The organism is Stenotrophomonas capsici, from assembly GCF_034961085.1.
In the GTDB taxonomy this organism is placed as follows: Bacteria; Pseudomonadota; Gammaproteobacteria; order Xanthomonadales; family Xanthomonadaceae; genus Stenotrophomonas; species Stenotrophomonas capsici.
Genome location: NZ_JAYFUH010000249.1, coordinates 979,215 through 1,004,810, shown reverse-complemented (window position 1 = coordinate 1,004,810; position 25,596 = coordinate 979,215). Strand labels below are relative to the sequence as shown.

The following is a 25,596-nucleotide window of genomic DNA, read 5'->3' as shown; positions in this document are numbered from 1 at the left end:
GCTAGTATCTTTGCGTCTTTCACCGACATGGCGGCAGGGGATTTGCACCGCTGTGATGGCATTGGAACAACAGTCAACACGATGTCGGTGAACAGGAAAGCATAAGGATTCGCATGCGACGCTCGACGGATAGGGGCCGTCGATTCAACGGAATTTCCAAGGATTGAAATGTGGCTTACGTAAGCAGGATGTCCAAAGTTCTCTGGGGTGAAGGCCTGTTCCTGCGCCCCCAGCATTTCCAGCGGCAGGACGCCTACTACGAGGCACGCCTGCAGGATCTTTCGCACACACTTCACCCCTACGGCTGGGGCGCACGCCGCGTCCGCTTCGATCCGCACGCGCTCAACGGCGGTGCGCTGCGTCCACTGGACCTGTCTGCGGTGTTCCCCGATGGCGAGACCTACGACGCGCCGGCGCACGACAGCCTCCCCGATGCCGTTTCGCTGCAGGGCCTGCCACAGGGCGTGCAATCCACGGTGATCCACCTGGCGTTGCCGCTGCTGCGTGACGACGGCAACAACTGCGGCGATGCCGAAGGTACCCAGCTCGCGCGCTACCGGCAGGCCAACCAGGTCACCGGCGATCTGTTCACCGATGCCGCCGAAGCCGAGCTGGCCTACCTGAGCAAGGCAGTGAAGCTGCTCACCGATGACCAGCCGCGCGACGCCTACGCCACCGTGCCGATCGCCCGTGTCCGCCGCACGTCCAGTGGCGGCTTCGAGCTGGACGACGAATTCATCCCGCCGTGCGCGCAGTTGCAGGCCTCGCCCTACCTCCATCGCGAACTGCGCTCGGTGCTCGACGCCCTGCAGGCCAAGGTCGACGCGCTGTACGGCCTGCACCGGCAGACCTCGCAGAACATCATCGAGTTCCGCTCCGGCGACATTGCCTCGTTCTGGCTGCTGCACACCATCAACACCTCCTTCAGTGCGTTGGCGCACCTGCTGCACCATCCGCAGCTGCATCCCGAGCGCCTGCACCAGGAGTTGCTGCGCATGGCCGGCGCATTGCTCACTTTCTCCAACGCCTATGCACTGAGCGACCTGCCGGTGTACCGCCACGACCAACCGGAAGAGTCGTTCCGCAGGTTGCTGGACATCGTGCGCGCACTGCTGGATACGGTGATCTCCACGCGTTACTTCAAGATCGCGCTGAGCGAGGTGAAGCCGTCCTATCACCTGGGCCGGCTGGACTCGCAGCGCATCGATGGAAACGCCTCGTTCTACCTGTCCGTGTCGGCGGCCCTGCCCGCCCAGGAACTCATCCAGACCGTCCCGGTCCGGTTCAAGGTCGGCGCACCGGACGACGTGGAGAAGTGCGTGCTCTCGGCGCTGCCCGGCGTCAAGCTCGCGCACGCCGCCCAGGTGCCTGCCGCCATCCCGGTACGCCCGGGCAGCCACTACTTCGAACTGGATGCGCGTGGCGCGCTGTATGAGCGCATGCTCAAGGCGCAGTCGCTGATGATCTACGTGCCGGCCGGCATTACCGACCTGAAGATGGAACTTGTCGCGGTGACCTCATGATGAACTCCCAGCTTCCCCCGACCCCCGGGCCGATGCCGTCGCTGACCTCCAACGCGACGATGGCCAATGCCACGCCCAATGCCGCCGCGCCGCAAAGCCTGCTGGACCTGATGTCCGATGGCTTCTACCTGCTGCTGCTGCTCAAGCGCGGCCAGTTGCCGAACGATGCCGAGTCGTTCGTGCAGACCGTGCAGAAATTCCTGGATGGCGTGGAACGCAACGCCATGCGCCTGGGAATCTCGTCCGAGGACGTCTATGCGTCCAAGTACGCGTTCTGCGCGGCCGTGGACGAGGCGATCCTGTCCCAGCCCTCGGCACTGCATGAGGTCTGGGAACGCAACCCGCTGCAACTGCGGCTGTTCGGCGAGCACCTGGCCGGCGAGCACTTCTTCGACCGGTTGGAGGAACTACGGCGCCAGGGCGCTCCGCGGCTGCCGTCGCTCGAGGTCTACCACTACTGCCTGCTGATGGGCTTCGAAGGCAAGTACCGCCTGGAAGGCACTGAGAAGCTTGGCTACCTCACCGCGCGGCTCGGCGACGAAATCGTGTACCTCAAGGGCAAGCGCCACGGCTTCGCACCGCACGCCCTGCCGCCGGACAGCGTGCGCCACCAGCTGCGCCGCGTGATCCCGATGTGGCTGCCGGCGGTGCTGGTCGGTTGCTTCGGCGTGCTGGCCTTCTTCGGCCTGCGGTTCTACATGGGCCATGAAACCCAGAAGCAGCTGGCCGCCTACAACGATGTGGTGCAGATGCCGGAACGCACGGCCCACATCACGATCACCCTGCCATGAGCCTGCCGATATGGATATCCCAAGCTCCACCCTGCTCGCCTCGCTCTCCAAGCTTTCGCATCGTGATCGCCTGATCCGCCTGCAGGGCATTTCGGATGCACTGGTGGTGGAGCGCTTCGAGGGCGAGGAAAGCGTCTGCGGCGACACCCGCTTCCAGATCGACTGCCTGGCCACCGATGCCTCCCTCGATACCGAGGCCTGGCTGGAACAGCCGCTCACCCTGCAGCTCAGCCAGGCCGATGGCAGCACGCGCCAGTGGCACGGCCTGTGCACGGCCACCGCGCTGCTGGGCAGCGACGGCGGCCTGGCGCGCTACCGGCTGGTGATGGAGCCATGGACCGCGTTGCTCGGCCTGCGCCGCAACGCCGTGATCTTCCAGGACATCGATACGCGTGCCATCTGCGAGGCCATCTTCGCCGACTACCCGCAGGCGGACTATCGCTTTGACGTGAAGGCCAGCCTCCCCCGCCGCGCCATCACCACGCAGTACCGCGAGACCGACGGCGAGTTCATCAACCGCCTGCTCGCCGAAGCTGGCCTGGCCTGGCGGATCGAGCAGAACCAGGACGGCGATGGCAAGCACCAACTGGTGATCTACGAACCCGCCAGCGAGCTGGCCGACCTTGGCACGATCCGCTTCCATCGCGCCCATGCCACCGAGAGCAGCGATGGCATCACGCAGTTTTCGGAGCGACGGCAACTGGTTCCCAACATCAGCACGACCTCCAGCTGGCACAGCGAGAAACTTGTCGCCGTGGCTGCGCAACTGGAGGCCGATGCCGGCAACCTGCCCCCGCTGGAGGTCTACGTGCAGCCGCGTGCCGGCCGCTTCAACGAGGCGCAGTGGGCCGAAGACGAGGCGCAGGCACGACTGGATGCCCTGCGCGTGCCGCAGCAGTTGTTCAGCGGCGGCGGCAGCGAACGTCGCCTTGCCGCGGGCAGCCGCTTCGCCCTGGCCCAGCACCCCCAGCATGAAGGGCAGTCCTTTCACCTGCTGTCGGTCCAGCACGTCGCGGTCAACAATCTGGAACATGGCATCGCCGAACTGCTTGGCAGTGCGGAACTCGAGCGTGGCAGCTACCGCAACCAGTTCCTCGCCACCGACGCGCAGGTAGCCATCCGCGCCTTGCCGCAGGACCGCCCCACCCTGCACGGCCCACAATCCGCGCGCGTGGTTGGCGTCGCCGACGCCGCACTCAGCCCCAATCGCGAGCACCAGGTCCGCGTGCAGTTCAATTGGCAGCGCGGCGCGCAGCCCAACAGCGGCGGCCTGAGCGATACCGGCAGTACCCAGGACGGCCATGCCCCCGGTGACCAGACCACCGGCAGCTGGGTTCCCGTTGCCGAATGGGTGGCCGGCCCCAACTGGGGCACGGCATTCCTGCCGCGCATTGGCAGCGAGGTGCTCGTTGAATTCCTTCACGGCGACATCGACCAGCCACGCGTGACCGGCCAGCTGTACAACGGGGAGGTTGCGCCGCCCTTCGGTGGCGGCGTGGACGAAGACGCCAAGCACCCCGGCGTGCTGAGCGGCCTGCACACCACTTCGCATGATGGCGGCGGCAGCCAGCAATGGGTGATCGACGATACCCCCGGGCAGCTGCGCACCCGCTTGCACAGCTCCTTGGCCGACAGCCGCCTGGAACTGGGCTACCTGATCGAACACCAGAACACCTCGCGCGGAAACCTGCGCGGTGAAGGGTTCGAACTGGCCACCACGGGCTGGGGCAATGTGCATGCCGCCGAAGGCATGCTGCTGTCGGCAAGCGCGCAGGAGCGTGCTGCCAATACCGTGATGGAGAATGCCAGCGTCGTTTCCCAGCTCAAGGGCGCCGAGCGCAGCCTGGACGCCATGCAGCAGACGCTCGGCCAGCAGCAGGTGCCCGGCCTCAGTGCCTGGCAGCAGACCGGCAAGCTGCGCGAACTGATCGACCCCGAGCAACAGGGCCGTTACCAGGGTGAGGTCAACGGGCAATCCGGGTTCAAGCCTGACGACGGCCGCACCCCCGGCGACACGCCGGTCGAACGCTTCGGCAAGCCGCTCCTGCTGGCCGAAGCACCACATCACGTTGCGTGGGCCACCCCGGCCAGCGCCGTGGCCTTCGCTGGCCAGAACCTGGAACTGACCGTACAACAGGACCTGCATGCCAACGCCGGCGAAACACTGGCCTCGGTGTCCGGCGGCAGTGTTTCCCTGTTCTCGCAGGCCGGCCCGTTGCGGGTCATCGCCGCGCAGGGACCGGTCAGCCTGCAGGCCAATGACGGTGAACTGGAACTGCTCGCCGAACAGGCACTCACGGTGACCGCCACCGACAAGCGCATCGACGTGCTCGCCCAGAGCAAGGTGGTGCTGCAGGCCGGCAGCAGTGCGATCACGCTGGAGGGCGGCGACATCACCTTCAGTTGCCCGGGCGAATTCACCGTCAAGGCAAGCGAGCATCCGTTCATGGGAGGGCAAAGCGATGCTGCGGGTCTGGACGCACTGCCACGAGGCCTCACCAACGCAGCGCGAAAGTTCTCTTTTTCCAGCTAGGCACGACTCTCCAGCCATCCCGAGCCGCCATCCTTGGCCGCTGCGATGCCGTAGCAAATGAGCGCAATGCTTCAATCAAGCGACAGCCGCTCGTTGAAGCCCAGAATTGGCGTGAAAGTTCTCGTATGAGGCAACGGCAGTACGCCGTTGCCTCATCACTGGAGTGAAGACACGCCCGCTGCGTCTCACTCGCTTCGTTCTCATTCCGCCCTGCATACGCGCGTCACCTGCCGATGTCCTGCTCACAGGTCTGCGTATCCCTCACGGATTCGTCGCGAAAGCAGAAGACCCGATACCCGGCCGCCCTCCCGGGACGCGATGCATTGTCACTCTCGACAGTGCCGCATTTGTGATCGACACACGCTGCTTTCCTCACCAATCACGTGAGCATCCGGGGACCTGAGAGAGGTACGGCATGGCCTCCCGCGAACAGCCTCCCCCCCCTTTCCTCGAGTTCGGATGCCATCGCTTCCACGGATGCTACGATCCGCTCCCTCCACGCACGGAAGACGCGCCATGACCGACCTGCCACCCCTCCCGCCCCTTCCGCTCGGTCGCTACCGGCATTTCAAAGGGGGCGAATACGAGGTGATTGGCCTTGCCAGGAGCAGCGAGACGCTGGAGCCGCTGGTCCTCTACAAGCCGCTGTACGGAGATCTCGGCATCTGGGCACGGCCTTACACCATGTTCGTCGAACAGGTGGAGGTGGGCGGCGTGCTGCAACCCCGGTTTGCCCATCGGCAGTGAGCCCCGGCTGATCCACGGTGATGGCGGTTGTCGGGCGGTTGCCCCCTGTCGTGAGGCGCCTTCCAGGCAGGGGTTGCGCAGGTGCCGCTCTGTAAAGACACTCGCCCCGACCTGCTATAGGATTTCCGCACAAACCACCTGCAGGAAGTCCGCCCATGCTGCGCTCACTCGCTCTCCCGACCTTGGCACTTGCCGGACTCCTGGGCCACGCCGCAGCTGTCCAGGCGGCTATTCCGCTGACCAACGCCCTCTGCCCGGGTGACCTTGAAGTCCACGCGGACGAAGGTGGCCCGATCTACGTGAACGGTCGTGAGACCAAGCTCAAGCAATTCAACGAGAATTATTACGAGGCCTTCGACAGCCAGAGCGGCGTGACCCTGTCACTCAGCCGCAAGCCGGACGGCGGCGTGGACCTCTCCTACACGGGGCGCGGTGGTGCAAATGGCGTTTGCGTCGTCGCCAGGCAGATCGTCGCCGGAACCGGGCCCGCCCCCGCAACAAGCGGGCCCGCCACGTCCAGCGGACTGCCCATGGAAGTCACCTGCGAATCACGCGGTAGCGAGCAGCAGGAATGCGACATGGATACCCGCGGCAACGTGGAGCTGGTACGCCAACTGAGCCACAGCGCCTGCGTCGAAGGCCAAAGCTGGGGCCTCAACCGCCACTCGATCTGGGTCAAGGACGGCTGCCGCGCCGTGTTCCGCAACAGCGCTTCCGAGGGCCACACGCCGCACCACGCCAGCGCGAATGGCGGCGTCCAGCTGGGCGCCTGCAACATGCGAGCGAACGCCGACGGTGCCCTGGTCACCCGTGTCCCGGTCAACGACACTCTGGACGAGCTCATCGTGGACTATCCCGATGGTCGCTTCCTGTGCATGGTCACCAAGGAGGGCATGGTCCAATCCCTCACCCGGATCAAGCAACGCTCACACTGACAGCGCTTACTCCTTCGCTTCGAAACAGAACCCCTCGCAAGAACGCCGCCGGCACGTAAGCCGGCGGCGTCTTCAAGCAATGCCTTGGGACCGCATCAACCGTTCGGGCACATCAGTTCCAGGCAGCTTTCATAGATGGCTTCGCACTTGTCCTGCGCGGTACCACGGGCAATGCAGGCGTTGTAGCTGTTGAGACAGCCCGTGCCACACCAGGACGCGGAGGCCACTCCCCCGAAAACGGCCATCGACAGGAAGCCACAGGCGACGACGCGCTTGATCCACTTCTTCATGCCACTCTCCTTGTAGGCCTGATCATTCAGGCAGACAGAGCATAGGACGCGATGTAACGACCATTCTGTTTCGCGGCGCACATTTGCGCCCGCCGACCTGCTTGAGCGTGGGCGCGACGTCAATCGAAGCCAAGTGATGGCCAGGCGCACCCGCAAATCGCCCGCGCAGGCGGCACCATCGCAATCAGAAAAAGTCGGGCCCTCAAGCAGCAACTTCGTACTCGTAGAACGGGGCCGCGTGCCATCGAGGATGTCATGGAACACGTAGAGATTGCCGGGAACCGGGACTCAGCCAGACCGGGGCCCCAGCCTCAACCCGCCAACCACCATGGCTACAATCCGCATGCAGCCCAGCACAACGAGCTGGTAACCAGACGCAGGCATCGCATGAACATTCGTCCCTACCAGAATGCCGATTGGCCCCGCCTATGCGCGATTCATGACCTGGCCCGCATGGATGAGTTGCGCGAAGCGGGCCTGCAGGATGCATTCATTCCCCTGGAGATCGCCGCCGAGAAAGAAGGTCTCTTTGACTATGACATCCTTGTCGCCGAGAGGAACGGCACTGTTCTGGGCTTCGTCGCCTTCAGTGAGGACGAACTCGCGTGGCTGTACGTAGACCCGGGATCCTACCGCTCCGGCGTCGGAAAGCTTTTGACGAAGGCGACGCTGCTGGAACGACCGAACGGACTTTCCATCGAGGTCCTGTCCGGGAATGAGGCCGCATTGGCATTCTACAAATCCGTGGGATTCGTAGAATCAGGCATCTCCAACGGGCGGATGCCAGGCAACGAGAAGTTCCATGTCACCGTCCACTGCCTGACGTACGCCGGCAGCACTTGACTGACGGTTGCAACCGGTCTGCACCCGTGCGCGCAGCATCTGATGGTCGTCCATCCTGAGCTGGACGCCATCGCTCTTCTTGACCATCGAAACGAGCGGTCTATGCCTGATTCTTGGGAAAGTTCTGAAGCATGGCTTCATGCGAAAGAGTGGCCTTCTCCCCTTCGTCAAGATACCTCACGCGGTCATGGACGCGACGCCATTCATCAATGGCCTCGCTCCCGAAGTTGCCTCCCAGCCTGCATAGGGGCCATCCCCCATCGGAGCCATTCCCGATCTGGAACGACAGCGGTGGCGTTCTGATACACGCACTGTCCACACGTCCAAGCACGGACAGATCGGTTGTGACCTTGCGCTTATAGATGCCAATGCAGACTTCACGACGCTGTCCATACTCGAAGGGTTCGCCGCGGATGAACCAAGCATCGCTCTGCGTCACGGCGACGTCGGCCCCTTGGGCTCTACGGTCGGCCCCCATCGATCCCGAAGTACTGCGCCGCACGTCGAACGTAAGCGACCTTGAAGCCCGCAAGGATCACCGCGGCCGGCGATACGACCATATCCGGCAGACTCAGAGGCAGTTCGGGCACACCACAGCGTCAATGACCGAGCACCACGCCCGGAAGCGCAAGGGCGACAAGGTGACCCCGACCAAATCAGATTGCGGAGCTGCTCCTATATTGCGGAGCAGCCGACCCAAATCGCAGGCAAAGAAAAAGGCACCTAAGTGCCTGTTTTCAAATGGTGCCGAAGGTGGGACTCGAACCCACACGCTTTTAAGGGCGGCGGATTTTGAATCCGCTGCGTCTACCGATTCCGCCACTTCGGCTGGCCGAAGCGGGAGTATAGCGGACGCCTCGGCGATTGGGCAGCCTCTGCGGCACAATTTTTGTGTAATGGGTGTTTCGCCGACTGGCTATACTTGTTTCGACTGACTGATCAAGGGTACAGACAAGCGATGACCTCGCTTCAGGACGTGCAGGTGCTCGTCGTCGAGAACGACGAGCTGAATGCCATGCTGCTGCAGCTGCAGCTGGAAGGTGAAGGCATGCACGTGGCCGGCGTGGCCCCGTCCGTGGCCGATGCCCTGCGCCTTGTCGATGAGCTGCAGCCGCAGGTCGTGTTCCTCGACTACTGGCTGGCCCGCAACGAGAACAGCACCCCGGTGGCCGAACGGCTGGTGGCGCTGGGCACGCCCTTCCTGGTCGCGACGGGCATGGATATCAGCCAGTTGCCGGCCGTGTTCAACGCGGGAATCAAGCTGCGCAAGCCCTATACCGGCGCGGACCTCGGCGCCGCATTGCGCAGGGCGCTGGCGCCGGCCTGAGCCGCCGCAGGCGCTGACGACGCCCGGACTCCTCCCGCTCGCCCGCCTCCTCCCGTTACCCGGGAGAAGGCATGCTCCGCCTCGCTTCAGCCCTTGCGGGCCTTGGCAAAGGCCTCGGCCAGGGCGTTGTTGATCGGCGGCGCCGATTGCGCCGGGCGCGGGTTGCCATTGCCTCCCGGACGTGCCCCGCGGCCGCCATTGCCGCTGTCACGACGCGGCGCCATGCCCTGCCCTGCGCCGCGCTCCTCGCTCTCGGACTTCTTCGGCGCCGGTGCGTCGTCCAGGCGACGGGTCAGGGCGATGCGCTTGCGCGGCACGTCCACCTCCAGCACCTTGACCTTGACGATGTCACCGGCCTTGACCACGTCGCGCGGGTCCTTGACGAAGGTATCGGACAAGGCGGAGATGTGGATCAGGCCATCCTGGTGCACGCCGATGTCGACGAACGCTCCGAAGGCGGCCACGTTGCTGACCACGCCCTCCAGGACCATGCCCTCGCGCAGGTCCTTGATGTCCTCCACGCCTTCGGCAAAGCGCGCCGCCTTGAACTCGGGGCGCGGGTCGCGGCCGGGCTTTTCCATTTCCTTGAGGATGTCGCGCACGGTCGGCACGCCGAACTTTTCATCGGTGAACTGCTCGGCCTTGAGCCCACGCAGGTAGCTGCCGTCGCCCAGTAGCGCCTTGATCGGGCGATCGGCCGCGGCCACGATGCGCTCGACCACCGGATAGGCCTCCGGGTGCACGGCCGAGGCATCCAACGGTTCGTCACCATCGGCGATGCGCAGGAAGCCCGCACACTGCTCGAACGTCTTGTCGCCCAGCCGCGGCACCTTCAGCAGCTCCTTGCGGCGTTTGAACGGGCCGTTCTCGTCGCGGTGGCGCACGATGTTCTCCGCCACCGTCGTGGACAGGCCCGACACGCGCGACAGCAGTGCCGCCGAGGCAGTGTTGACGAACACGCCGACGGCATTCACGCAGTCCTCCACGCGCGCGTCGAGCGCCTTGGCCAGGCGGAACTGGTCCACGTCATGCTGGTACTGGCCCACGCCGATCGCCTTGGGCTCGATCTTGACCAGCTCGGCCAGCGGGTCCTGCAGGCGACGCGCGATGGACACCGCGCCGCGCAGCGAGACGTCCAGGTTCGGGAACTCCCTGGCCGCGAACTCCGAAGCCGAGTACACCGAGGCACCTGCCTCGCTGACCACGACCTTCTGCAGCTTCGGATTGTTGCAGGCCTTGATCACCTCGCCGGCCAGCTTGTCGGTTTCGCGGCTGGCGGTGCCGTTGCCGATGGCGATCAGCTCGACGTTGTACTTGCTGCACAGCTGCTTGAGCGCCTGCAGCGACTGTTCCCACTGGCGACGTGGCTCGTGCGGGTAGATGGTGTCGGTGGCCACCAGCTTGCCGGTGGCGTCGACCACCGCGACCTTGCAGCCGGTGCGGATGCCCGGGTCCAGCCCCAGCACCGTCTTCGGCCCGGCCGGCGCGGCCAGCAGCAAGTCCTTGAGGTTGTCACCGAACACGGCGATCGCCTCGGCCTCGGCCTTCTCGCGGGCCTGGTTGAACAGGTCCAGCAACAGGTGCATGTGCAGTTTGGCGCGCCAGGCCAGGCGGCAGGCATCGAGCAACCAGCGGTCCGCCGGACGGCCCTTGTCGGCGATGCCGGCCTTGCGCGCCACGCGCCCTTCGGCGTACTGGTGGCCAGCCTCGGCCTCGCTGCCGGGATCCAGCTCCAGGTACAGGATTTCCTCGCGGCGGGCGCGGAACAACGCCAGCAGGCGATGCGACGGGATCTTCGCCAGCGATTCGGCATGGTCGAAGTAGTCGCGGTACTTGGCGCCTTCGTTCTCCTTGCCTTCGGCCACCCGTGCACGGATCACGCCGTTCTCGCCCAGCCACTGGCGCAGCTCGCCGACCAGCGCGGCGTCCTCGCCCCAGCGCTCCATCAGGATCGCGCGGGCACCTTCCAGCGCCGCCTTCGCATCGGCCACGCCCTTGTCGGCATCGATGAACCCGGCGGCAAACGCCTGCGGGTCCCGCGACGGGTCGCCGAGCAGGCCGTCGGCCAACGGTTCCAGCCCCGCTTCGCGGGCGATCTGCGCCTTGGTCCTGCGCTTGGGCTTGTACGGCAGGTACAGGTCTTCCAGCCGGCTCTTGGTATCGGCGGCGAGGATGTCGTTGCGCAATTCCTCGCTCAGCTTGCCCTGCTCGCCGATGCTGGCCAGCACCGCGGCGCGGCGGTCTTCCAGCTCACGCAGGTAGGTCAGCCGCACTTCGAGATTGCGCAACTGGGTGTCATCCAGCCCACCGGTGACTTCCTTGCGGTAGCGGGCAATGAACGGGACGCTGGCACCTTCGTCCAGCAGGGCGATGGCGGCCTTGGCCTGCGCGGTCTGCGCACCGATCTCGGTGGCGATGGTCTGCGCGATCTGCTGCGCGAGCTTGGAATCCTGCATTGCCTGTGTGAGAGCCACGTTCAAGGGGAACCGGCATTCTGGCAACGCAACGCCGCCTGCGGAAGCGGTTGACAGCAAGCGCCGGGCATGCAGCCCGGCGCGTCGTTCGGAAAGCTCAGGCCAGGTGCTGGTTCAGCCGCTGGCTGGCGATGTCATCGCGCAGGTCCTCCAGCACCATGACCCGCATCCGGCCCCGGCCGGTCACATCCAACATCCGCTCCACGTAGACCTCCGGGCCGTTCTCCGTGTCCGCGCGGGTCTTGCTGAAACCATAGGGCAGCACGCCCTTGTCACCGTCCTTGCTGCCACCGATATAAAGAACAACTGCCATGGTGGTTGGTACTCCTCGTAATTCTGCAACGCCGCCACGGTACGCGGGTGGGCGTTAGAAGGATGTACACAAAAGGTTCGCGGTGCATGACTGTTGCGTTGCGACACGAAGACAGCGCGCAGTCAGGGCCACCATCCGCGGCCCTGCAACGCATAGCGGTCAGCCGCACGCTCGAAGGGATTGCGCACGCTCACCCCGCCACAGGCCAGGTACACCGGCAGGAACAACGGACCCAGCACCATGTACTGGTAGACATGGGCGCGTTCATGATCGCCCAGGCGCACGCGCGGGTGTTCACAACGCCCCGCTCGATGCTCGTAGGTCAGGCACAGGCCATCCAGGTCGGGGCCGGTATGCAGGATCACCATGCCCAGCGTGATCGCGCCACCCGGCCCCCATGGCCAGTGCCGGAACACCAGCGCACGTTCGCGACCGCTCCAACGCCCGCGCGCGCCGGCGGCCATGCCGGCCATTCCCGCCAGCAGCCCGATCAGCGTGTTGGGCGAGGTCCAGATCGCTCCCAGCACCTGCAGTGCGGTCACGCCCCATGACGGGGCCGGACGGAGCTGCCCGGGCACCTGCCTGGCCATCGGTGCGGCTATCTGCCCGCCGCGCGCAGGCCGCGCAACTGCTGCTGGAACCAGGCCGAGGCATCCTGTTCGGCCGCCCCCGGGCAGGCCACCCGATAGGCACGGCCGCTGATGCTGCTGCGGCTGGCCGCACGCTCGATGAACTGCTCGGGCGTATCTGCCAGGTTGCGCTTGAGCAGGTAGTCGTACTTGCGTTGCAGGTGGGACTTCGCCTCTGCCGCACCGTACCAGCTGCCATTGCGCTGGAAACGGCAACCCGAACGCTCCAGCGCCTGCATCAGGCCGCTGATCTCGCGCTGTGCGGCAGCACTGGGCGCGGCGGTGGCCACGGACGAAAGCGCGGCCAGGGCCAGGCCGGCCAGAAGAACGATGCGATGTTTCATCAGCGTTTGCTCAACCAATCGTGGATGGCGCCCGGCACCTCGCGCTGCGCGCGGCCGGACACGTAGATACCGATATGACCACCGCGGAACCCGACCTCGGTGTAGTCGTCGCTGCCCACCTTCCCGCGCATGGCCCGGGATGCCGCTGGCGGCACCAGATGGTCCTGTTCGGCATAGATGTTCAACACCGGCATGCGCAATGCGGCCAGATGCACCGCCTCGTCACCGATGGTGATGGCATCGTGCATCAGCCCGTTACCCTGGTAGAACTGCTTGACGAACTGGCGGAATGCCTCGCCGGCCAGGTCGGGCGAATCGAAGATCCACTTTTCCATGCGCAGGAAATCCTCCAGCGCCTGCTTGTCGTCCAGGATGTCCATCAATCCCACGTACTTCTGCACGTTGAGGCGGAACGGCTTGAGCATCAGGTAGCTGGCATTCATCAGGTCGGCCGGGATGTTGCCCAGCGTGTCGACGAACAAGTCCACGTCCACGTGGCGCGCCCAGTGCGAGAGCATGTTGTCCGGCGTCTGGAAGTCGACCGGCGTCACCATCGTGATCAGGTTGCGCACCTTGTGCGGGCGCAGCGCGCTGTAACACAGCGAGAACACGCCGCCTTGGCAGATGCCCAGGAGGTTGACCGGTGCGCCGCCCTGCTGCGCGCGCAGGTGGTCCACCGCGCCGTCGATGTAGCGCAGCAGATAGTCCTCCAGGGTCAGGTAGCGCTCGGAGCGGTCCGGGTAGCCCCAGTCCAGCACGTAGACGTCCTGGCCCAATGCCAGCAGCTTCTGCACCAGCGAGCGGCCGTCCTGCAGGTCCACCATGTAAGGGCGGTTGACCAGCGCGTAGACGATCAGCAGCGGGGGCTGCCCGGCGGGCGCCGGCGTGTCGCCGACGAAGCGGTACAGCCTGACCTTGCCGTCGCTCCATACTTCCTCGCGCGCGGTCACGCCGTAATCGACATCGTCCACGCCCGGCAACAGCTTCAGGCCATCGACCAGCTTGCGCTGCCATTGCAGCGTTTCCTGCAGCAGGTCATCGCTGCCGAAGCCCAGCGGCCCCTTCATGACGCCCTCCCGCGGCGCGCGGCCGGCTTGCCCGCGGTCTTGCCGGTGGCGGCCGCCTTCTTGGCGGCGGCTTTCTTCGCAGCAGGCTTGACCGCCGTCTTCCTCGCGGGCGCCGCGGCATTCCTGCCCGCCGTCTTCGCTGCGGCCCGCGGTGCGGTGGTCTTCGCCGGTTTATTCGGTGCAGGTCGCGGCGCTGCCTTCGGCGCGGCGTCCGGGGCAGGCCTGGCCGCCGCATTGAGCAGGCGTCGCACCTGGCGCTCAAGCTCGGCGATGCGCCGGTGTGCGGCATCCATCTCGGTGCGGGTCGGGACGCCCATCAGTTCGCAGGCGCGCTCCAGCTCACTCTGTGAGGCAGCACGCAGGCGCATCTGTGCATTGGCCAGGTCGGCGTAGATGCGCTGGAACTCCTCGGACAATGCCATCTTGCCGTAGGCTTCCTCTGCCGCGTCGATCCACAGGTCGAACATGGCACGCGCACTGGTCAGCTGCGCCCCGGGCGACTCGTGCTCGGCCAGCTTCTGCTCGAAGCGGTTGAAGGCGTCGTCCAGCACTGCGCGGATCGCATCGACATAGGTTTCGGCATGGGCCTGGTACTCGCGCTGCTTCTTCAGCAATGCCTGCCAGCGTGCCTGGTGCTCGCGCGCTGGACCGAACGTCGGTGCCTCCAGCCATTCCCCCCCCAACGCGCCCTGCGCGGCACGCGCGAAGTCACGCACCCAGGGCTGGTCGTTGAGCGCGTTGCCACCACGGGCCGCGCCCAGCATCCATTGCAGCAGCGCATCTCCCTGCCCTTGCACGGCCTCACGCCAAGCGCCGGCGACCTCGGCCGCACTGGTGTCGCGCCCGGCGAACCGTGCCGCGATCTGCTGCATGGTGCCGAACCAGTCGCCGGCCTGGTGCTGGAAACGCCCGCCCAGTTCCTGCACCTCGGGCGGGGTATCGGTGGTGACCAGCCGGGTCCATTGCTCGATGCTCTCGCGCCACGGGAATTCAGCGGCACCGCCTTCGGCGGCCCCCTTCATGCCCTGCGCCCATGCTTCCCAATAACGGCGCATGCCAGCCTCGAAATCACCCTTATCGTTGTTGCCTGACGCGCTCATGCTCGTGTTCCCGGATTGCGCTGCGATGATATCAATGCCCGCACCACGCCATGTCAGGGCTTGGGAATGCGCAGCGTCTTGCTGATCATCAACGAGCCGGACAAGCCGAACAGCAGCACCAGCGGGTGCAGCTGCCACGGGCCCAACTGCCAACTGCCACCCCACAGCGCCGGGCCGATGGCATTGAAGTGCGCCGCCAGCGCCAGCACGATCACCAGCGCTAGGCTGGTCGGAATCGGGGTGCCTTCGAAGTACGGCACCTTGTCGGCGTCACCGGCAATCTCTTCGGCCGTCACGTTGTAGCGGGCCAGGCGGCTGACGCCGCAACAGACGAAGTAACTCAGCACCAGCCAGTCCCAGCCCCCCTGCATGCCGCAGGCATAGGCCAGCGCCGCCGGGGCCACGCCAAAGGAGATCACGTCGGCCAACGAATCCAGCTCCCGCCCCAGCGTGGACGAGGACTGGCGCCAGCGCGCCACCCGGCCATCCAGCGCATCGAAGATGAACGCCAACGGGATCAACGCCATGCCGAACATCAGGAAGCCACGCTCGCCGTCCTGCAGGAAACGCATCGCGGCGAACACCGCGCCGGTACCGCAGAAGGCATTGCCAAGCGTGAACCAGTCCGCCAGCTGGAACTCGCGGAGCATCGAAAAGTGACGTTTCATGGGGACTCACGGGACATGGACCCGGACAGGTTACCGCGAGCGCCCACGGCCGCGACAGCGCCGTGGCTCGGGCCGCCCACCTTGCGTTTACGCAACGGCGATCGCCATCATCGGCACTGGACCCGCCGCCGCCACGTCCGCCCATGCCTGAACGGACGAAGACGATGCTGGATACCCCCACCCTGGCCGCCCAGTTGCGGCACCCCCATGGCGCGGCCGCACTGGCCGTGGCCGAGTCGATGAACCGCAGCAACGGCGCGCTCAACCGCACCGCGATCGCATTGCTGGCGGTCCAGGCCAACGAACACGTGCTGGAAATCGGCCCCGGCAACGCGGCCTTCGCTCCACTGCTGCTCACCGCGCCCGGCAGTCGCTACCTGGGCGTCGAACTGTCCAGCGCGATGGTCCACGCCGGCAACATGCGCCTGCGCGACCAGGGGCTGGCCGACCGCGCGCGCCTGCAGACCGGTGACGCGCAGGCGCTTGCGGTGGGTAACGGCGGCTTCGACGCCGCACTGGCCGTGAACACCCTGTACTTCTGGCCGGACCTGCCCGGCGTGCTGGCACAACTGGCCGCTGCACTGCGCCCCGGGGGCCGGCTATGCCTGGCCTTCGGCGATGCCACGTTCATGCGCGCCCTGCCGTTCACTGCCCACGGCTTCCACCTCTACGAACGGGCCCAGGTCGAGCACGCCCTGCATGCCAGTGGCTTCCCGACCTGGAGGCAGCAGACCCACGCCGAAACCGGTACCAGCAATGCAGGGAGCCGTGTCGACAAGCGGTTCCACCTGCTGCTGGCCCGGCGCGGCTGACGCTTACAGGCGGGTGAAGCTCCAGGACTGCATCCGGCCATCGCGGTATGGCATCACGCCATGGAACGGACGCGTGTCCTCGTCGAACACCAGCGGCAGGAAATGGCGGTCGCCCTCCCACAGCGGCAGCGATTCCAGCTGGTCCACCGGCACCCATTCCAGCGTGCCTTCGGGGTTGGATTCCAGCGGCGTGCCGGTGTAGTCGTCGATGACGAAGATGAAGGCGAACCAGTCCTCGCCATTCTTGCCGAAGCCCGGCCAGCTGATGGTCCCGCGCAGGCGCGTGGTGCCGCATTCGATGCCGGCCTCCTCGCGGATTTCGCGGTGCATGCAGGCCAGGATGTCCTCGTCGGCCTCCATCTTTCCGCCCAGGCCGTTGTACTTGCCCAGATGGATGTCGCCGGGGCGGGTATTGCGGTGGATCATCAACGCCTGCTTACCGTCGGCGGACAACACGTAGCCAAGCGTGGCCATGATCGGGGTGTACGGCATCAGCAACAACCGGAACGGGAAAGCGCCAAGTATGACCGATCCCGCCGTCGGGCTCAGTGCTCCAGCGTGCCGGCAACCCGCAGCGGTGCCCGCGAACCTTCGATGCGACGCAGCGTGGCCACGCCGTGGCCGCGCTCGGCCAGGTATTCCAGCCACTTGCCAAGGAAGGTGTTCATGCGCATGCGATGGCTGATCAGTGCATCGGCCGGCGGATACATGCCGACCACGTCCTGCCAGCGCCGGCCCACGTAGCAATGGGTGGCCTCGGCCTGGCGCGCGTCCTGGTACAGGCGGACATAGGCCGACGGATCCGGCTCGCCAGTCAATGGGTCGCAGATGTCGTAGGTCATGCGCAGTTCCACCGTGTAGCGGTGGCATTCGATGACATCCAGGCGCAGGTCCAGCCCGTCGCCGATGCAGGACACGTAGCTGCCCGCGGCCAAGTCCTGCGGCGCGAACAGCCGCACCAGATGATCATGGTTTTCCGCGTACAGGCCCATCAACCAGCTCAGACGGCTCAGCCGGGGGATGCGATCAATACGGGAAAGTGCCTGTGCCATGGGCTGATCGTACACGCGGCGATGTGTCAGAGGCAGTCTTGTGGATCGCACGCACTGGCGCGCATGCTGGGGTAGTGCAAAGACATGCCCGGCACCGGGGCATTTCTGCCTTCGCCCCCTCCCTCTGGCCAAGCCCAGCGGAAGGTTGGAGAGGGGGCTTTTGCGGCGCCCTGCCCTTCGCCGGCGTCGCGGCCGGGGCTGCGCCTGCCGGTCAGTACATCTCGCGCTGCAGGCCCAGCGTGGCCAACACCTTGCTGGAGATTTCCTCGATCGAGGTATGCGTGGTGCTCAGGGTCGGGATGCGCTCCATGCGGAACATGGCCTCGGCCGCGGACACTTCCCGCTTGCAGACCTCGGCGCTGGCGTAACGCGAGTTCGGGCGGCGCTCCTGGCGGATCTGCTGCAGGCGCTCCGGGTCGATGGTCAGGCCGAACAGCTTGTTGCGGTACGGGCGCAGCCGTGCCGGCAGGCGGTCCTGCTCCAGGTCTTCCTCGGTCAGCGGGTAGTTGGCCGCGCGGATGCCGTAGTGCATCGCCAGGTAGATGCAGGTCGGGGTCTTGCCGGCACGCGAGACCGCCACCAGCACCACGTCGGCCTCGTCGTAGTTCACGGCGATGCCGTCGTCATGGCTGAGCGCGAAGTTCATCGCGTTGATGCGGCGGTGGTAGGTGTCGAAATCGACCATGCCGTGGGCCTGGCCGACCTTGGAATGGCGGGTCGCGTTCAGCTCCTGCTCCAGGGGGCCGATGAACGGCTTGAACACGTCCAGCACCAGCGCCCCGCTCTCCTCCAGGATCAGCCCCAGGCTGGAATCCACGCAGGAGCTGACCACGATCGGGCGCACCTGGTAGCGCTCCCCGGCGGCCCGGATCCGGGCCGCGGCGTCATGGGCTTTGTCCACATCGTCGACAAAGGACATCCGGTCCGTGACAAAGCTGAACCCGGTGAACTGGGTGAGGAGGCTGTGGCCCACGGTTTCGGCAGTGATGCCGGTACCGTCGGAAACGTAGAAAACCGGCCGAATTGCCGACATGCGCGATCCTTTCGTCTGTAAGTTTCGACACTGCCCCGGGTGGGGGTCAGGCCCCTGTCCCGGAAAAGACAAGCACAAGACAAAGTATTGTCACAAGCTTGTGCGGGTACGGTGTGCACTGCATCATATTGGCTTCTTCCTACGGACGTGGCCATCCAAGCCCGGCTAGGGCGATGGCCTAACGGAGCATCGCGCTTGAACGAGAATATCCTGTGGTTGCATGAGCTGCGCCTGGCTGATCTGGCCCGCGTAGGCGGTAAGAATTCCTCGCTTGGCGAGATGATCGGCAATCTGGCCGGTCTCGGGGTCTCCGTCCCCGGTGGTTATGCCACCACCGCCGAAGCCTTCAAGGACTTCATTGCCCACAACGACCTGTCCAAGCGCATCTTCGACAAGCTGGCCACGCTGGACGTGGAGGACGTCGCGGCGCTGACCGCTGCCGGCAAGGAAATCCGCACCTGGGTGATCGACGCCCCGCTGCAGCCGGCCCTGGACACCGACATCCGCGATGCCTACGCCAAGCTGAGCGCCGACAACGGCGGCGGCGACGTGGCCGTGGCGGTGCGCTCCTCGGCCACCGCCGAAGACCTGCCCGATGCCTCCTTCGCCGGCCAGCAGGAAACCTTCCTCAACGTGACCGGTGCCGACGATGTCGTGCACAAGGTCAAGGAAGTGTTCGCCTCGCTGTACAACGACCGTGCCATCGCCTACCGCGTCCATCACGGCTTCAAGCACGAGGACGTGTTCCTGTCGGCCGGCGTACAGCTGATGGTTCGCTCGGGCGTGGGTTCGTCCGGCGTGCTGTTCACCCTGGACACCGAGTCCGGCTTCCGCGACGTGGTGTTCGTCACCTCGTCCTTCGGCCTGGGCGAGATGGTCGTGCAGGGCGCGGTCAACCCGGACGAGTTCTACGTCTACAAGCCCACCCTGCAGGCCGGCAAGCCGGCGATCCTGCGCCGTTCGCTGGGCTCCAAGGCCATCCGCATGGTCTATTCGGACGTCCCGGGCGAGCGTGTCAAGATCGAGGACACCCCGGCCGCGCTGCGCAACACCTTCTCGATCAGCGACGAGGACGTGCAGGAACTGTCCAAGCAGGCGCTGGTCATCGAGAAGCACTACGGCCGCCCGATGGACATCGAGTGGGCCAAGGACGGCGTCAGCGGCAAGCTGTTCATCGTCCAGGCCCGCCCGGAGACCGTGAAGTCGCGCGCCAAGGCCACCCAGATGGAGCGCTACGCGCTGCAGGGCAAGGGTGAAGTGATCGCCGAGGGCCGTGCGGTCGGTGCCAAGATCGGCGTCGGCACCGCCCGCGTGGTGAAGTCGCTGGACGACATGGCCCGCGTGCAGCCCGGCGACGTGCTGATCGCCGACATGACCGACCCCGACTGGGAGCCGGTGATGAAGCGTGCCTCGGCCATCGTCACCAACCGTGGTGGCCGCACCTGCCACGCCGCGATCATCGCGCGCGAGCTGGGCGTGCCGGCCGTGGTCGGCTCGGGCAATGCCACCCAGTTGATCGAGGACGGCCAGGAAGTGACCGTCAGCTGCGCCGAAGGCGATACCGGCTTCATCTACAACGGCAAGCTGGCCTTCGAGCGCACCACCACTGACCTTGAGAACATGCCGCCGGCACCGCTCAAGATCATGATGAACGTGGCCAACCCGGAACGTGCCTTCGACTTCGGCCAGCTGCCGAACGCCGGCATCGGCCTGGCCCGCCTGGAAATGATCATCGCCAGCCACATCGGCGTTCACCCGAACGCGCTGCTGGAGTACGACCGCCAGGACGCCGACACCCGGAAGAAGATCGACGAGAAGATCGCCGGCTACAACGACCCGGTGAGCTTCTACGTCAACCGCCTGGCCGAAGGCATCGCCACCCTGACCGCGTCGGTTGCGCCGAACCCGGTGATCGTGCGCCTGTCGGACTTCAAGTCCAACGAGTACGCCAACCTGATCGGCGGCAGCAACTACGAGCCGCACGAAGAGAACCCGATGATCGGCTTCCGCGGCGCCAGCCGTTACGTCGACCCGTCGTTCTCCAAGGCGTTCGCGCTGGAATGCCAGGCCGTGCTGCGCGTGCGCAACGAGATGGGCCTGGAGAACCTGTGGGTGATGATCCCGTTCGTGCGCACCCTGGAGGAAGGCCGCAAGGTGGTGGAAGTGCTCGCCGCCAATGGCCTGAAGCAGGGCGAGAACGGCCTGAAGATCATCATGATGTGCGAAGTGCCGTCCAACGCGCTGCTGGCCGATGAGTTCCTGGAGATCTTCGACGGTTTCTCGATCGGCTCCAACGACCTGACCCAGCTGACCCTGGGCCTGGATCGCGATTCCTCGATCGTCGCGCACCTGTTCGACGAGCGGAACCCGGCGGTCAAGAAGCTGCTGTCGCTGGCCATCAAGTCGGCCCGTGCCAAGGGCAAGTACGTCGGCATCTGCGGCCAGGGCCCGTCCGACCACCCGGACCTGGCCGAATGGCTGATGCAGGAAGGCATCGAGTCGGTGTCGCTGAACCCGGACACCGTGGTCGACACCTGGTTGCGCCTGGCCAAGCTCAAGGCCAACAGCTGATCCAGCGGTTGGCTGCATGAACAAAACCCCGCCAAGGCGGGGTTTTGTTTTGGACGGGCGAAGAGAAGCGAAGCCCCTTCCCCACCTCCCTTCGCCCTGCAGGAAAGAGGGCACGCAGGCCAGGACACATTCCCGGCCCTGCCGGCACCGCTCACCCCTGCATGTGCCCCGCCAGCGACTGGTATGCCAGGCGCACCGGCTCGAAGCCGTAGGTCTTCTCCAGGCGCCTGACGATGAAATGGCCGCGCGCCATGTCCTGGTAGTAACTCACGAACATGGTGTTCAAGGTGGCGCCGGCCACCGCGCCGATCACCGGCACGGCCTGTGCGGCGAACTTCTCCGAAACCACCACGCCAAACCGTGCGGCGACCTTCTCCACGATCTTGGCCAGCCACTTGCCGGCTTCCTTGGGCCCGATCCCCAACCCCAGGCCGTGACCCTTGACCGCGCTACCGGCCAGCTCCGCCGAGAAATGCCGCATCAGCTCCGTGGTGAAGCCGCGGGTCATGTAGTAGCCGGTCTCGCTGGCATCGTCCTTGCCACTGTTGCCGCCCAGCGCGAATACCTCCAGGCATGCCTGGCGCGTGGCGAAATCGTTCAGGTCGAAGCCTTCGCTGCGGGCGATGTCGGCGACCGCGCGCATGATGATGGTCGTCGACAACGGCAGCTCGATGGCCAGCGTCATCAGGCCACCCGCCCCACCGACGGCACCGGACGCGGCCGCCGCCAGCTTGTGCAGCCGTGGCGAGGCGCGCTTGCCTGGCTGCGTGCGGTCCATGGTCAGCAGCGCGGCCTGCGCGGCCTTGTACAAGGCCGCCTCGGTGACGCTCTGGATGCGCGAGGACACTGCATTGGGCAATTTGCGCACCGCGAACTCCAGCGGCGCGCCGACCACGTTGGCCATCCGCGCGGTCAGGGTCGGCGCCTCCAGCAAGGCCACCGCGCGCTGCAGGTCGGCCATGTCCTGCGGATGGTCCTGCACGCGCAGCGCCAGCTCGTTCATGGCCTCAGTCCGCGGTCGGCAGGCCGGCCAAGGCCCCCATGAACTGGCGGTAGTGACGCAGTTCGGCGATGGAGTCGTGCACGTCGCTCAGTGCGGTATGGCTGGAGGTCTTGGTCACGCCGCCGGCCACAGTCGGCGCCCAACGCTTGGCCAGCTCCTTGAGGGTGGACACGTCCAGGTTGCGGTAGTGGAAGTAGCGCTCCAGGCGCGGCATCTGGCGATGCAGGAAGCGACGGTCCTGGCAGATCGAATTGCCGCACATCGGCGATGCGCCGGCCTTGATCCACTCCTGCAGGAACACGATGGTCTGTGCCTCGGCCTGGCCGAGCGAGGTGGTGCTGTCCAGCACCCGCTGCCACAGGCCCGAGCGCTGGTGCTGGTTGCGGTTCCACTCGTCCATGGCCTCCAGCGTGGCCAGCGGATGCGAGATGGCGAACTCCGGCCCTTCTGCCAGCACGTTGAGCTGTGCGTCGGTGACCACCGTGGCGATCTCGATGATCGAATCGTTGTCCGTGTCGAGCCCGGTCATCTCCAGGTCGATCCAGATCAACCGGTCATTGCCTGCACTGTTGTCCGCCATGTCATGCCTCTTGCTGGGGGCCGGCGACGGGTGCGCTGGCCGGAATACGAAGCGCACATGATACGCCGGCACCACCGGCCGGCCGCGTCAAAGGTCGCCAAGCCCCAGCAATGGCCGGCCGCGCTTGGCACGGAAGTAATTGGTCAGGCGCAGGCTGGCATCGGCTGCCAGCACCCCGCCGTGCACCTGCACGCGATGGTTGTGGCGCGGGTCGCCCACCAGGTCGAACACGCTGCCGCAGGCGCCGGTCTTGGGGTCGGCGGCGGCGAACACCAACCGCGCGATCCGCGCGTGCACCAGCGCCATCGCACACATCGCGCACGGCTCCAGCGTCACGTACAGGGTGCTGCCGATCAACCGGTGGTTGCCCAGCCGCTTGCCCGCCGCGCGCATCGCCACGATCTCGGCATGCGCGCTCGGGTCATGGCTGGCGATGTTGAGGTTCCATCCCTCGCCCAGCAGTTCGCCGTCCGCACCGACCAGCACCGCCCCCACCGGGATCTCGTCGAACTCCCGTTGTGCACGATCGGCCAGGGCCAAGGCGTGGCGCATCCAGTGTTCGTCATCGCGGGAGGAATCGGTCGGGGACATCGTGGCAACGGTCAAGACAAGGCATCAGTGCGGGGATGGGGGCAGAGGATAAGGCGTCCCCGCCTGCCGCGCGACGGGCAGCCATCCCGGGCCTGAACCCGCCCCGTCCTGCTCAGGCACCGCGCACGGACGCGGCATCGCTACCCGACGGGCGCACGGAAACCCGGTTCCTGCCGCCGCGCTTGGAGGCGTACAGCATCTCGTCGGCGGTCTTCAGCACCGCCTCGATGTCGAAGCTGCTCTGTGGCCAGTTCGCCACGCCCAGGGAAACGGTGATGCCGCCGACCTTGGGAATCTTCATTTCCTCCACCGCCCGGCGCAGGCGCTCGGCCACCCGGGTCGCGGTTGCCAGCGTGGTGGACGGCAGCAGGATCAGGAACTCCTCCCCCCCCACGCGCAGCGGCACGTCGTAGGCACGGCAGGCTTCACGCATGCATTGCGCCAGGCAGCGCAGGGCCTCGTCGCCGGCGTCATGGCCGTAGGTGTCGTTGACGGCCTTGAAGTGATCGATGTCCAGGGAAATCACCGAGAAGGTGTTCGCCTGGCTCTCGAAGGTCCTCAGCGCATCGTCCATGCGCCGACGGTTGCCCAGCTGGGTCAACGGATCGGTCGCGGTGTCCTCGCGCAGCTTGGAGAAGCTCTTCTGGATGGCATCGATGCCCATCAGCATCGCCTTCTTCAGCTCCCGCGATTCGAAGTACCAGGACTTCACCGAGCGGATGTCCCCGGCCGAGGCCGGGTCGTCCATCTTGCGGGCACCATCGGCGAGCAGGCGCAACGGCCGCGAGATCAGGCGCGCGCTCCAGAGCAGGAATGCCAGGGTGAGCAGCACCGCCGGCAGTGCCTTGTACAGCGTCGACTGCATCAGCTCGGTGAGCGGCGCCAGGGTCGCCGCCTGCGGACGCTGGGCGACGATGCCCCAACCGGTCGACGCCACCGGCGCATAGCCGGCCAGCATGCTCACGCCGTGCGAGTTGACGGCAGCGCCCTTGCCGGACTCGCCGGCGGCGACGCGGTCGACCACCGCGTTGTTCTCCACGAAATCACCGATCCGCTGCGGATCCGGGTGATAGATGATGCGTTTCTGCCGGTCGACCACGAACAGGTACGAACCATCGATGTAGAAGTGCTGGCCCAGCAGCCGGTCCAGGATGTTTTCCTTCTGCAGGTAGATGGCGCCGCCCACCGCGCCCAGGTACTGCCCGGCCGGGGACACGATCGGGTGGTTGATGAAGACGATGAAGTTGCCGGTCGCCGACTGGTACGGTGCGCTGATCAGCGGCCGCTTCTCGCGCAGCGCCGCCTTCACCGCTTCGCTGTTCAACACCCTGCCCTGCAGCCCGAGCGCCTCTGGCGACGTGGCCAGCACCTTGCCGGTGGCATCGAAGATCGTGATCGAGTTGAAGCTCTTGCTCATCATCCGCAGCCGCGTGGCCTCGCCACCCAGGCGACCCACGTCGTCCATCTGCGTTGCCAGCAGTTGAGCGGTGTACGCCAGCTGCAACTGCGAGGCCTGGAGGAAATCCTCCGTGCTCTTGGCCAGCTTGCTCGCATACGCGTAGTTGCTGTCCAGCGTCGCGTCCATCAGCTGCTGGCGCTGGACCGTATAGCTTGCATAGAACGTATTGGCGAACGGCACCAGTGCTCCGAGGAAGGTGAGCACCAGGATGAGCTTTCGTAAATCCATGAGATCCAACGCGAACGTGTGACGGGTGTTGCCGCGGCTTTCGCTCGAATCCCCGGGTGCGCAGCCCCCTGCCCGGAACGGCGCATTCTACCGATCCACTTCCCTGTGGGCGATGTCAGCCCCGTCATCGGCCTGCCGCCTTCCCAGGCGGGCCTGGAGGGATACCCGCGGCACGCGGGAGGCGCCGGCACCCAAGAGCCGGTTCACGACGAGCCTTGCGGGCGTCTCGCGCCATGTTTTGGGCCACGGCGGCCGGCGCACTGGAGTTTGGGCTCGCAGCGCAGAGGCCCTCCCGGTGAAAAGAGGGCTGGCGGCACATGGCCGCCACCGGCAATAGTACATCCGGCATCGCCACGCACGTCACATGAATAGACATTTGCTGACGCGCAGCTGCAAGACGCAGGACAGGCCAGGACAATCGCCAGACAAGAATCCCGCCCCGCACGGGTGCCACCCAGGCCAGCGATGGCGCTCGACGGCAGCGTGTACGACTGACAGCAAAAAGCCGCTGCAGGCAGCGGCTCTCGGGAAGCTTGGCGGACAGAGTGGGATTCGAACCCACGGAAGGTTTGACCCTTCGCCGGTTTTCAAGACCGGTGCCTTAAACCGCTCGGCCATCTGTCCATTGATCAGGTCCCGCGCTCCGGCATGCGGATCGGGGCGCGCATTCTCGCATGCCCGTC

Annotated in this window: 24 protein-coding genes and 2 tRNA genes; 9 read left to right on the top strand and 17 right to left on the bottom strand. The window is 65.9% G+C overall.

Features of this window, described 5'->3' with window-relative positions; all coding sequences use genetic code 11:
* Positions 1 to 188: 188 nt before the first annotated feature.
* The 5 genes from tssK to VA603_RS17815 all read left to right on the top strand — a co-directional run bounded on the left by tssK (position 189) and on the right by VA603_RS17815 (position 6,529).
* Complete coding sequence (tssK, locus tag VA603_RS17835; protein ID WP_132864115.1) at positions 189 to 1,523, top strand: type VI secretion system baseplate subunit TssK; 1,335 nt, start codon at positions 189 to 191, stop codon at positions 1,521 to 1,523.
* Positions 1,523 to 2,314: a type IVB secretion system protein IcmH/DotU gene (gene icmH, locus VA603_RS17830; protein WP_425603734.1), complete on the top strand. Its 792-nt coding sequence runs from the start codon at positions 1,523 to 1,525 to the stop codon at positions 2,312 to 2,314. Before tssK ends, icmH begins: the two co-directional genes overlap by 1 nt.
* A gap of 10 nt (positions 2,315 to 2,324) precedes the next feature.
* On the top strand, positions 2,325 to 4,847 hold the full coding sequence (locus VA603_RS17825) for a type VI secretion system Vgr family protein (protein ID WP_323439609.1): 2,523 nt from the start codon (positions 2,325 to 2,327) through the stop codon (positions 4,845 to 4,847).
* 516 nt (positions 4,848 to 5,363) lie between these two features.
* Positions 5,364 to 5,594: a DUF1653 domain-containing protein gene (locus VA603_RS17820; RefSeq protein ID WP_323439608.1), complete on the top strand. Its 231-nt coding sequence runs from the start codon at positions 5,364 to 5,366 to the stop codon at positions 5,592 to 5,594.
* Between the two features lie 155 nt (positions 5,595 to 5,749).
* A complete protein-coding gene (locus VA603_RS17815; RefSeq protein WP_323439607.1) occupies positions 5,750 to 6,529 on the top strand; it encodes a DUF3011 domain-containing protein in 780 nt (259 codons plus the stop codon).
* 95 nt (positions 6,530 to 6,624) lie between these two features.
* On the opposite strand, the gene VA603_RS17810 is transcribed toward VA603_RS17815, so the two are convergent.
* Positions 6,625 to 6,819: a hypothetical protein gene (locus VA603_RS17810; protein WP_192288481.1), complete on the bottom strand. Its 195-nt coding sequence runs from the start codon at positions 6,817 to 6,819 to the stop codon at positions 6,625 to 6,627.
* 387 nt (positions 6,820 to 7,206) lie between these two features.
* On the opposite strand from VA603_RS17810, the gene VA603_RS17805 reads away from it, so the two are divergent.
* Positions 7,207 to 7,662, top strand: a complete 456-nt coding sequence (locus VA603_RS17805) for a GNAT family N-acetyltransferase (RefSeq protein ID WP_323439606.1) — start codon at positions 7,207 to 7,209, stop codon at positions 7,660 to 7,662.
* A 742-nt stretch (positions 7,663 to 8,404) separates the two neighbouring features.
* On the opposite strand, the gene VA603_RS17800 is transcribed toward VA603_RS17805, so the two are convergent.
* Positions 8,405 to 8,491, bottom strand: a tRNA-Leu gene (locus VA603_RS17800).
* Between the two features lie 129 nt (positions 8,492 to 8,620).
* Between VA603_RS17800 and VA603_RS17795 the strand changes: the two genes are divergently transcribed.
* Positions 8,621 to 8,989 carry a response regulator gene (locus tag VA603_RS17795; protein ID WP_323439605.1) on the top strand — a complete coding sequence of 123 codons (369 nt, stop codon included), beginning with the start codon at positions 8,621 to 8,623 and terminating at the stop codon, positions 8,987 to 8,989.
* 86 nt (positions 8,990 to 9,075) lie between these two features.
* On the opposite strand, the gene VA603_RS17790 is transcribed toward VA603_RS17795, so the two are convergent.
* The 7 genes from VA603_RS17790 to VA603_RS17760 all read right to left on the bottom strand — a co-directional run bounded on the left by VA603_RS17790 (position 9,076) and on the right by VA603_RS17760 (position 15,584).
* A complete protein-coding gene (locus VA603_RS17790) occupies positions 9,076 to 11,445 on the bottom strand; it encodes a Tex family protein (protein WP_323439604.1) in 2,370 nt (789 codons plus the stop codon).
* A gap of 115 nt (positions 11,446 to 11,560) precedes the next feature.
* The gene (locus VA603_RS17785; RefSeq protein WP_132864124.1) at positions 11,561 to 11,776 is read right to left on the bottom strand and encodes a hypothetical protein; all 216 of its coding nucleotides are present in this window, start codon (positions 11,774 to 11,776) and stop codon (positions 11,561 to 11,563) included.
* 122 nt (positions 11,777 to 11,898) lie between these two features.
* Positions 11,899 to 12,366 carry a hypothetical protein gene (locus VA603_RS17780; RefSeq protein ID WP_132864125.1) on the bottom strand — a complete coding sequence of 156 codons (468 nt, stop codon included), beginning with the start codon at positions 12,364 to 12,366 and terminating at the stop codon, positions 11,899 to 11,901.
* A gap of 8 nt (positions 12,367 to 12,374) precedes the next feature.
* Positions 12,375 to 12,749: a YfeK family protein gene (locus VA603_RS17775; RefSeq protein ID WP_323439603.1), complete on the bottom strand. Its 375-nt coding sequence runs from the start codon at positions 12,747 to 12,749 to the stop codon at positions 12,375 to 12,377.
* A complete protein-coding gene (locus VA603_RS17770) occupies positions 12,749 to 13,816 on the bottom strand; it encodes a class III poly(R)-hydroxyalkanoic acid synthase subunit PhaC (protein ID WP_323439602.1) in 1,068 nt (355 codons plus the stop codon). The genes VA603_RS17775 and VA603_RS17770 overlap by 1 nt, the downstream gene beginning before the upstream one ends.
* The gene (gene phaE / locus VA603_RS17765) at positions 13,813 to 14,916 is read right to left on the bottom strand and encodes a class III poly(R)-hydroxyalkanoic acid synthase subunit PhaE (protein WP_323439601.1); all 1,104 of its coding nucleotides are present in this window, start codon (positions 14,914 to 14,916) and stop codon (positions 13,813 to 13,815) included. Before phaE ends, VA603_RS17770 begins: the two co-directional genes overlap by 4 nt.
* Before the next feature lie 53 nt (positions 14,917 to 14,969).
* On the bottom strand, positions 14,970 to 15,584 hold the full coding sequence (locus VA603_RS17760) for a CDP-alcohol phosphatidyltransferase family protein (RefSeq protein WP_192288472.1): 615 nt from the start codon (positions 15,582 to 15,584) through the stop codon (positions 14,970 to 14,972).
* 164 nt (positions 15,585 to 15,748) lie between these two features.
* Between VA603_RS17760 and VA603_RS17755 the strand changes: the two genes are divergently transcribed.
* The gene (locus tag VA603_RS17755) at positions 15,749 to 16,396 is read left to right on the top strand and encodes a class I SAM-dependent methyltransferase (protein WP_323439600.1); all 648 of its coding nucleotides are present in this window, start codon (positions 15,749 to 15,751) and stop codon (positions 16,394 to 16,396) included.
* Between the two features lie 3 nt (positions 16,397 to 16,399).
* Here the strand turns inward: VA603_RS17755 and VA603_RS17750 are convergent, their stop codons facing one another.
* The 3 genes from VA603_RS17750 to ppsR all read right to left on the bottom strand — a co-directional run bounded on the left by VA603_RS17750 (position 16,400) and on the right by ppsR (position 18,481).
* On the bottom strand, positions 16,400 to 16,888 hold the full coding sequence (locus VA603_RS17750) for an NUDIX hydrolase (RefSeq protein WP_132864131.1): 489 nt from the start codon (positions 16,886 to 16,888) through the stop codon (positions 16,400 to 16,402).
* Positions 16,889 to 16,941: 53 nt separating this feature from the next.
* Complete coding sequence (locus VA603_RS17745; protein ID WP_132864132.1) at positions 16,942 to 17,448, bottom strand: DUF1249 domain-containing protein; 507 nt, start codon at positions 17,446 to 17,448, stop codon at positions 16,942 to 16,944.
* A 211-nt stretch (positions 17,449 to 17,659) separates the two neighbouring features.
* Positions 17,660 to 18,481 (bottom strand): posphoenolpyruvate synthetase regulatory kinase/phosphorylase PpsR, encoded by an 822-nt coding sequence (gene ppsR, locus VA603_RS17740; RefSeq protein ID WP_323439599.1) that lies wholly within the window; start codon positions 18,479 to 18,481, stop codon positions 17,660 to 17,662.
* A 195-nt stretch (positions 18,482 to 18,676) separates the two neighbouring features.
* Here ppsR and ppsA point away from each other — a divergent pair, with 195 nt between their 5' ends.
* Complete coding sequence (ppsA, locus tag VA603_RS17735; RefSeq protein ID WP_132864134.1) at positions 18,677 to 21,052, top strand: phosphoenolpyruvate synthase; 2,376 nt, start codon at positions 18,677 to 18,679, stop codon at positions 21,050 to 21,052.
* Positions 21,053 to 21,203: 151 nt separating this feature from the next.
* On the opposite strand, the gene VA603_RS17730 is transcribed toward ppsA, so the two are convergent.
* The 5 genes from VA603_RS17730 to VA603_RS17710 all read right to left on the bottom strand — a co-directional run bounded on the left by VA603_RS17730 (position 21,204) and on the right by VA603_RS17710 (position 25,537).
* The gene (locus VA603_RS17730; RefSeq protein WP_192288467.1) at positions 21,204 to 22,055 is read right to left on the bottom strand and encodes an EcsC family protein; all 852 of its coding nucleotides are present in this window, start codon (positions 22,053 to 22,055) and stop codon (positions 21,204 to 21,206) included.
* Between the two features lie 4 nt (positions 22,056 to 22,059).
* Positions 22,060 to 22,635 carry an oligoribonuclease gene (orn, locus tag VA603_RS17725; RefSeq protein WP_132864136.1) on the bottom strand — a complete coding sequence of 192 codons (576 nt, stop codon included), beginning with the start codon at positions 22,633 to 22,635 and terminating at the stop codon, positions 22,060 to 22,062.
* Positions 22,636 to 22,722: 87 nt separating this feature from the next.
* Positions 22,723 to 23,226: a tRNA adenosine(34) deaminase TadA gene (gene tadA / locus VA603_RS17720; RefSeq protein WP_132864137.1), complete on the bottom strand. Its 504-nt coding sequence runs from the start codon at positions 23,224 to 23,226 to the stop codon at positions 22,723 to 22,725.
* A gap of 112 nt (positions 23,227 to 23,338) precedes the next feature.
* Positions 23,339 to 24,913, bottom strand: coding sequence for a sensor domain-containing diguanylate cyclase (locus tag VA603_RS17715; protein ID WP_323439598.1), 1,575 nt, complete (start codon positions 24,911 to 24,913; stop codon positions 23,339 to 23,341).
* 534 nt (positions 24,914 to 25,447) lie between these two features.
* A tRNA-Ser gene (locus VA603_RS17710) sits at positions 25,448 to 25,537 on the bottom strand.
* Positions 25,538 to 25,596 lie beyond the last annotated feature (59 nt).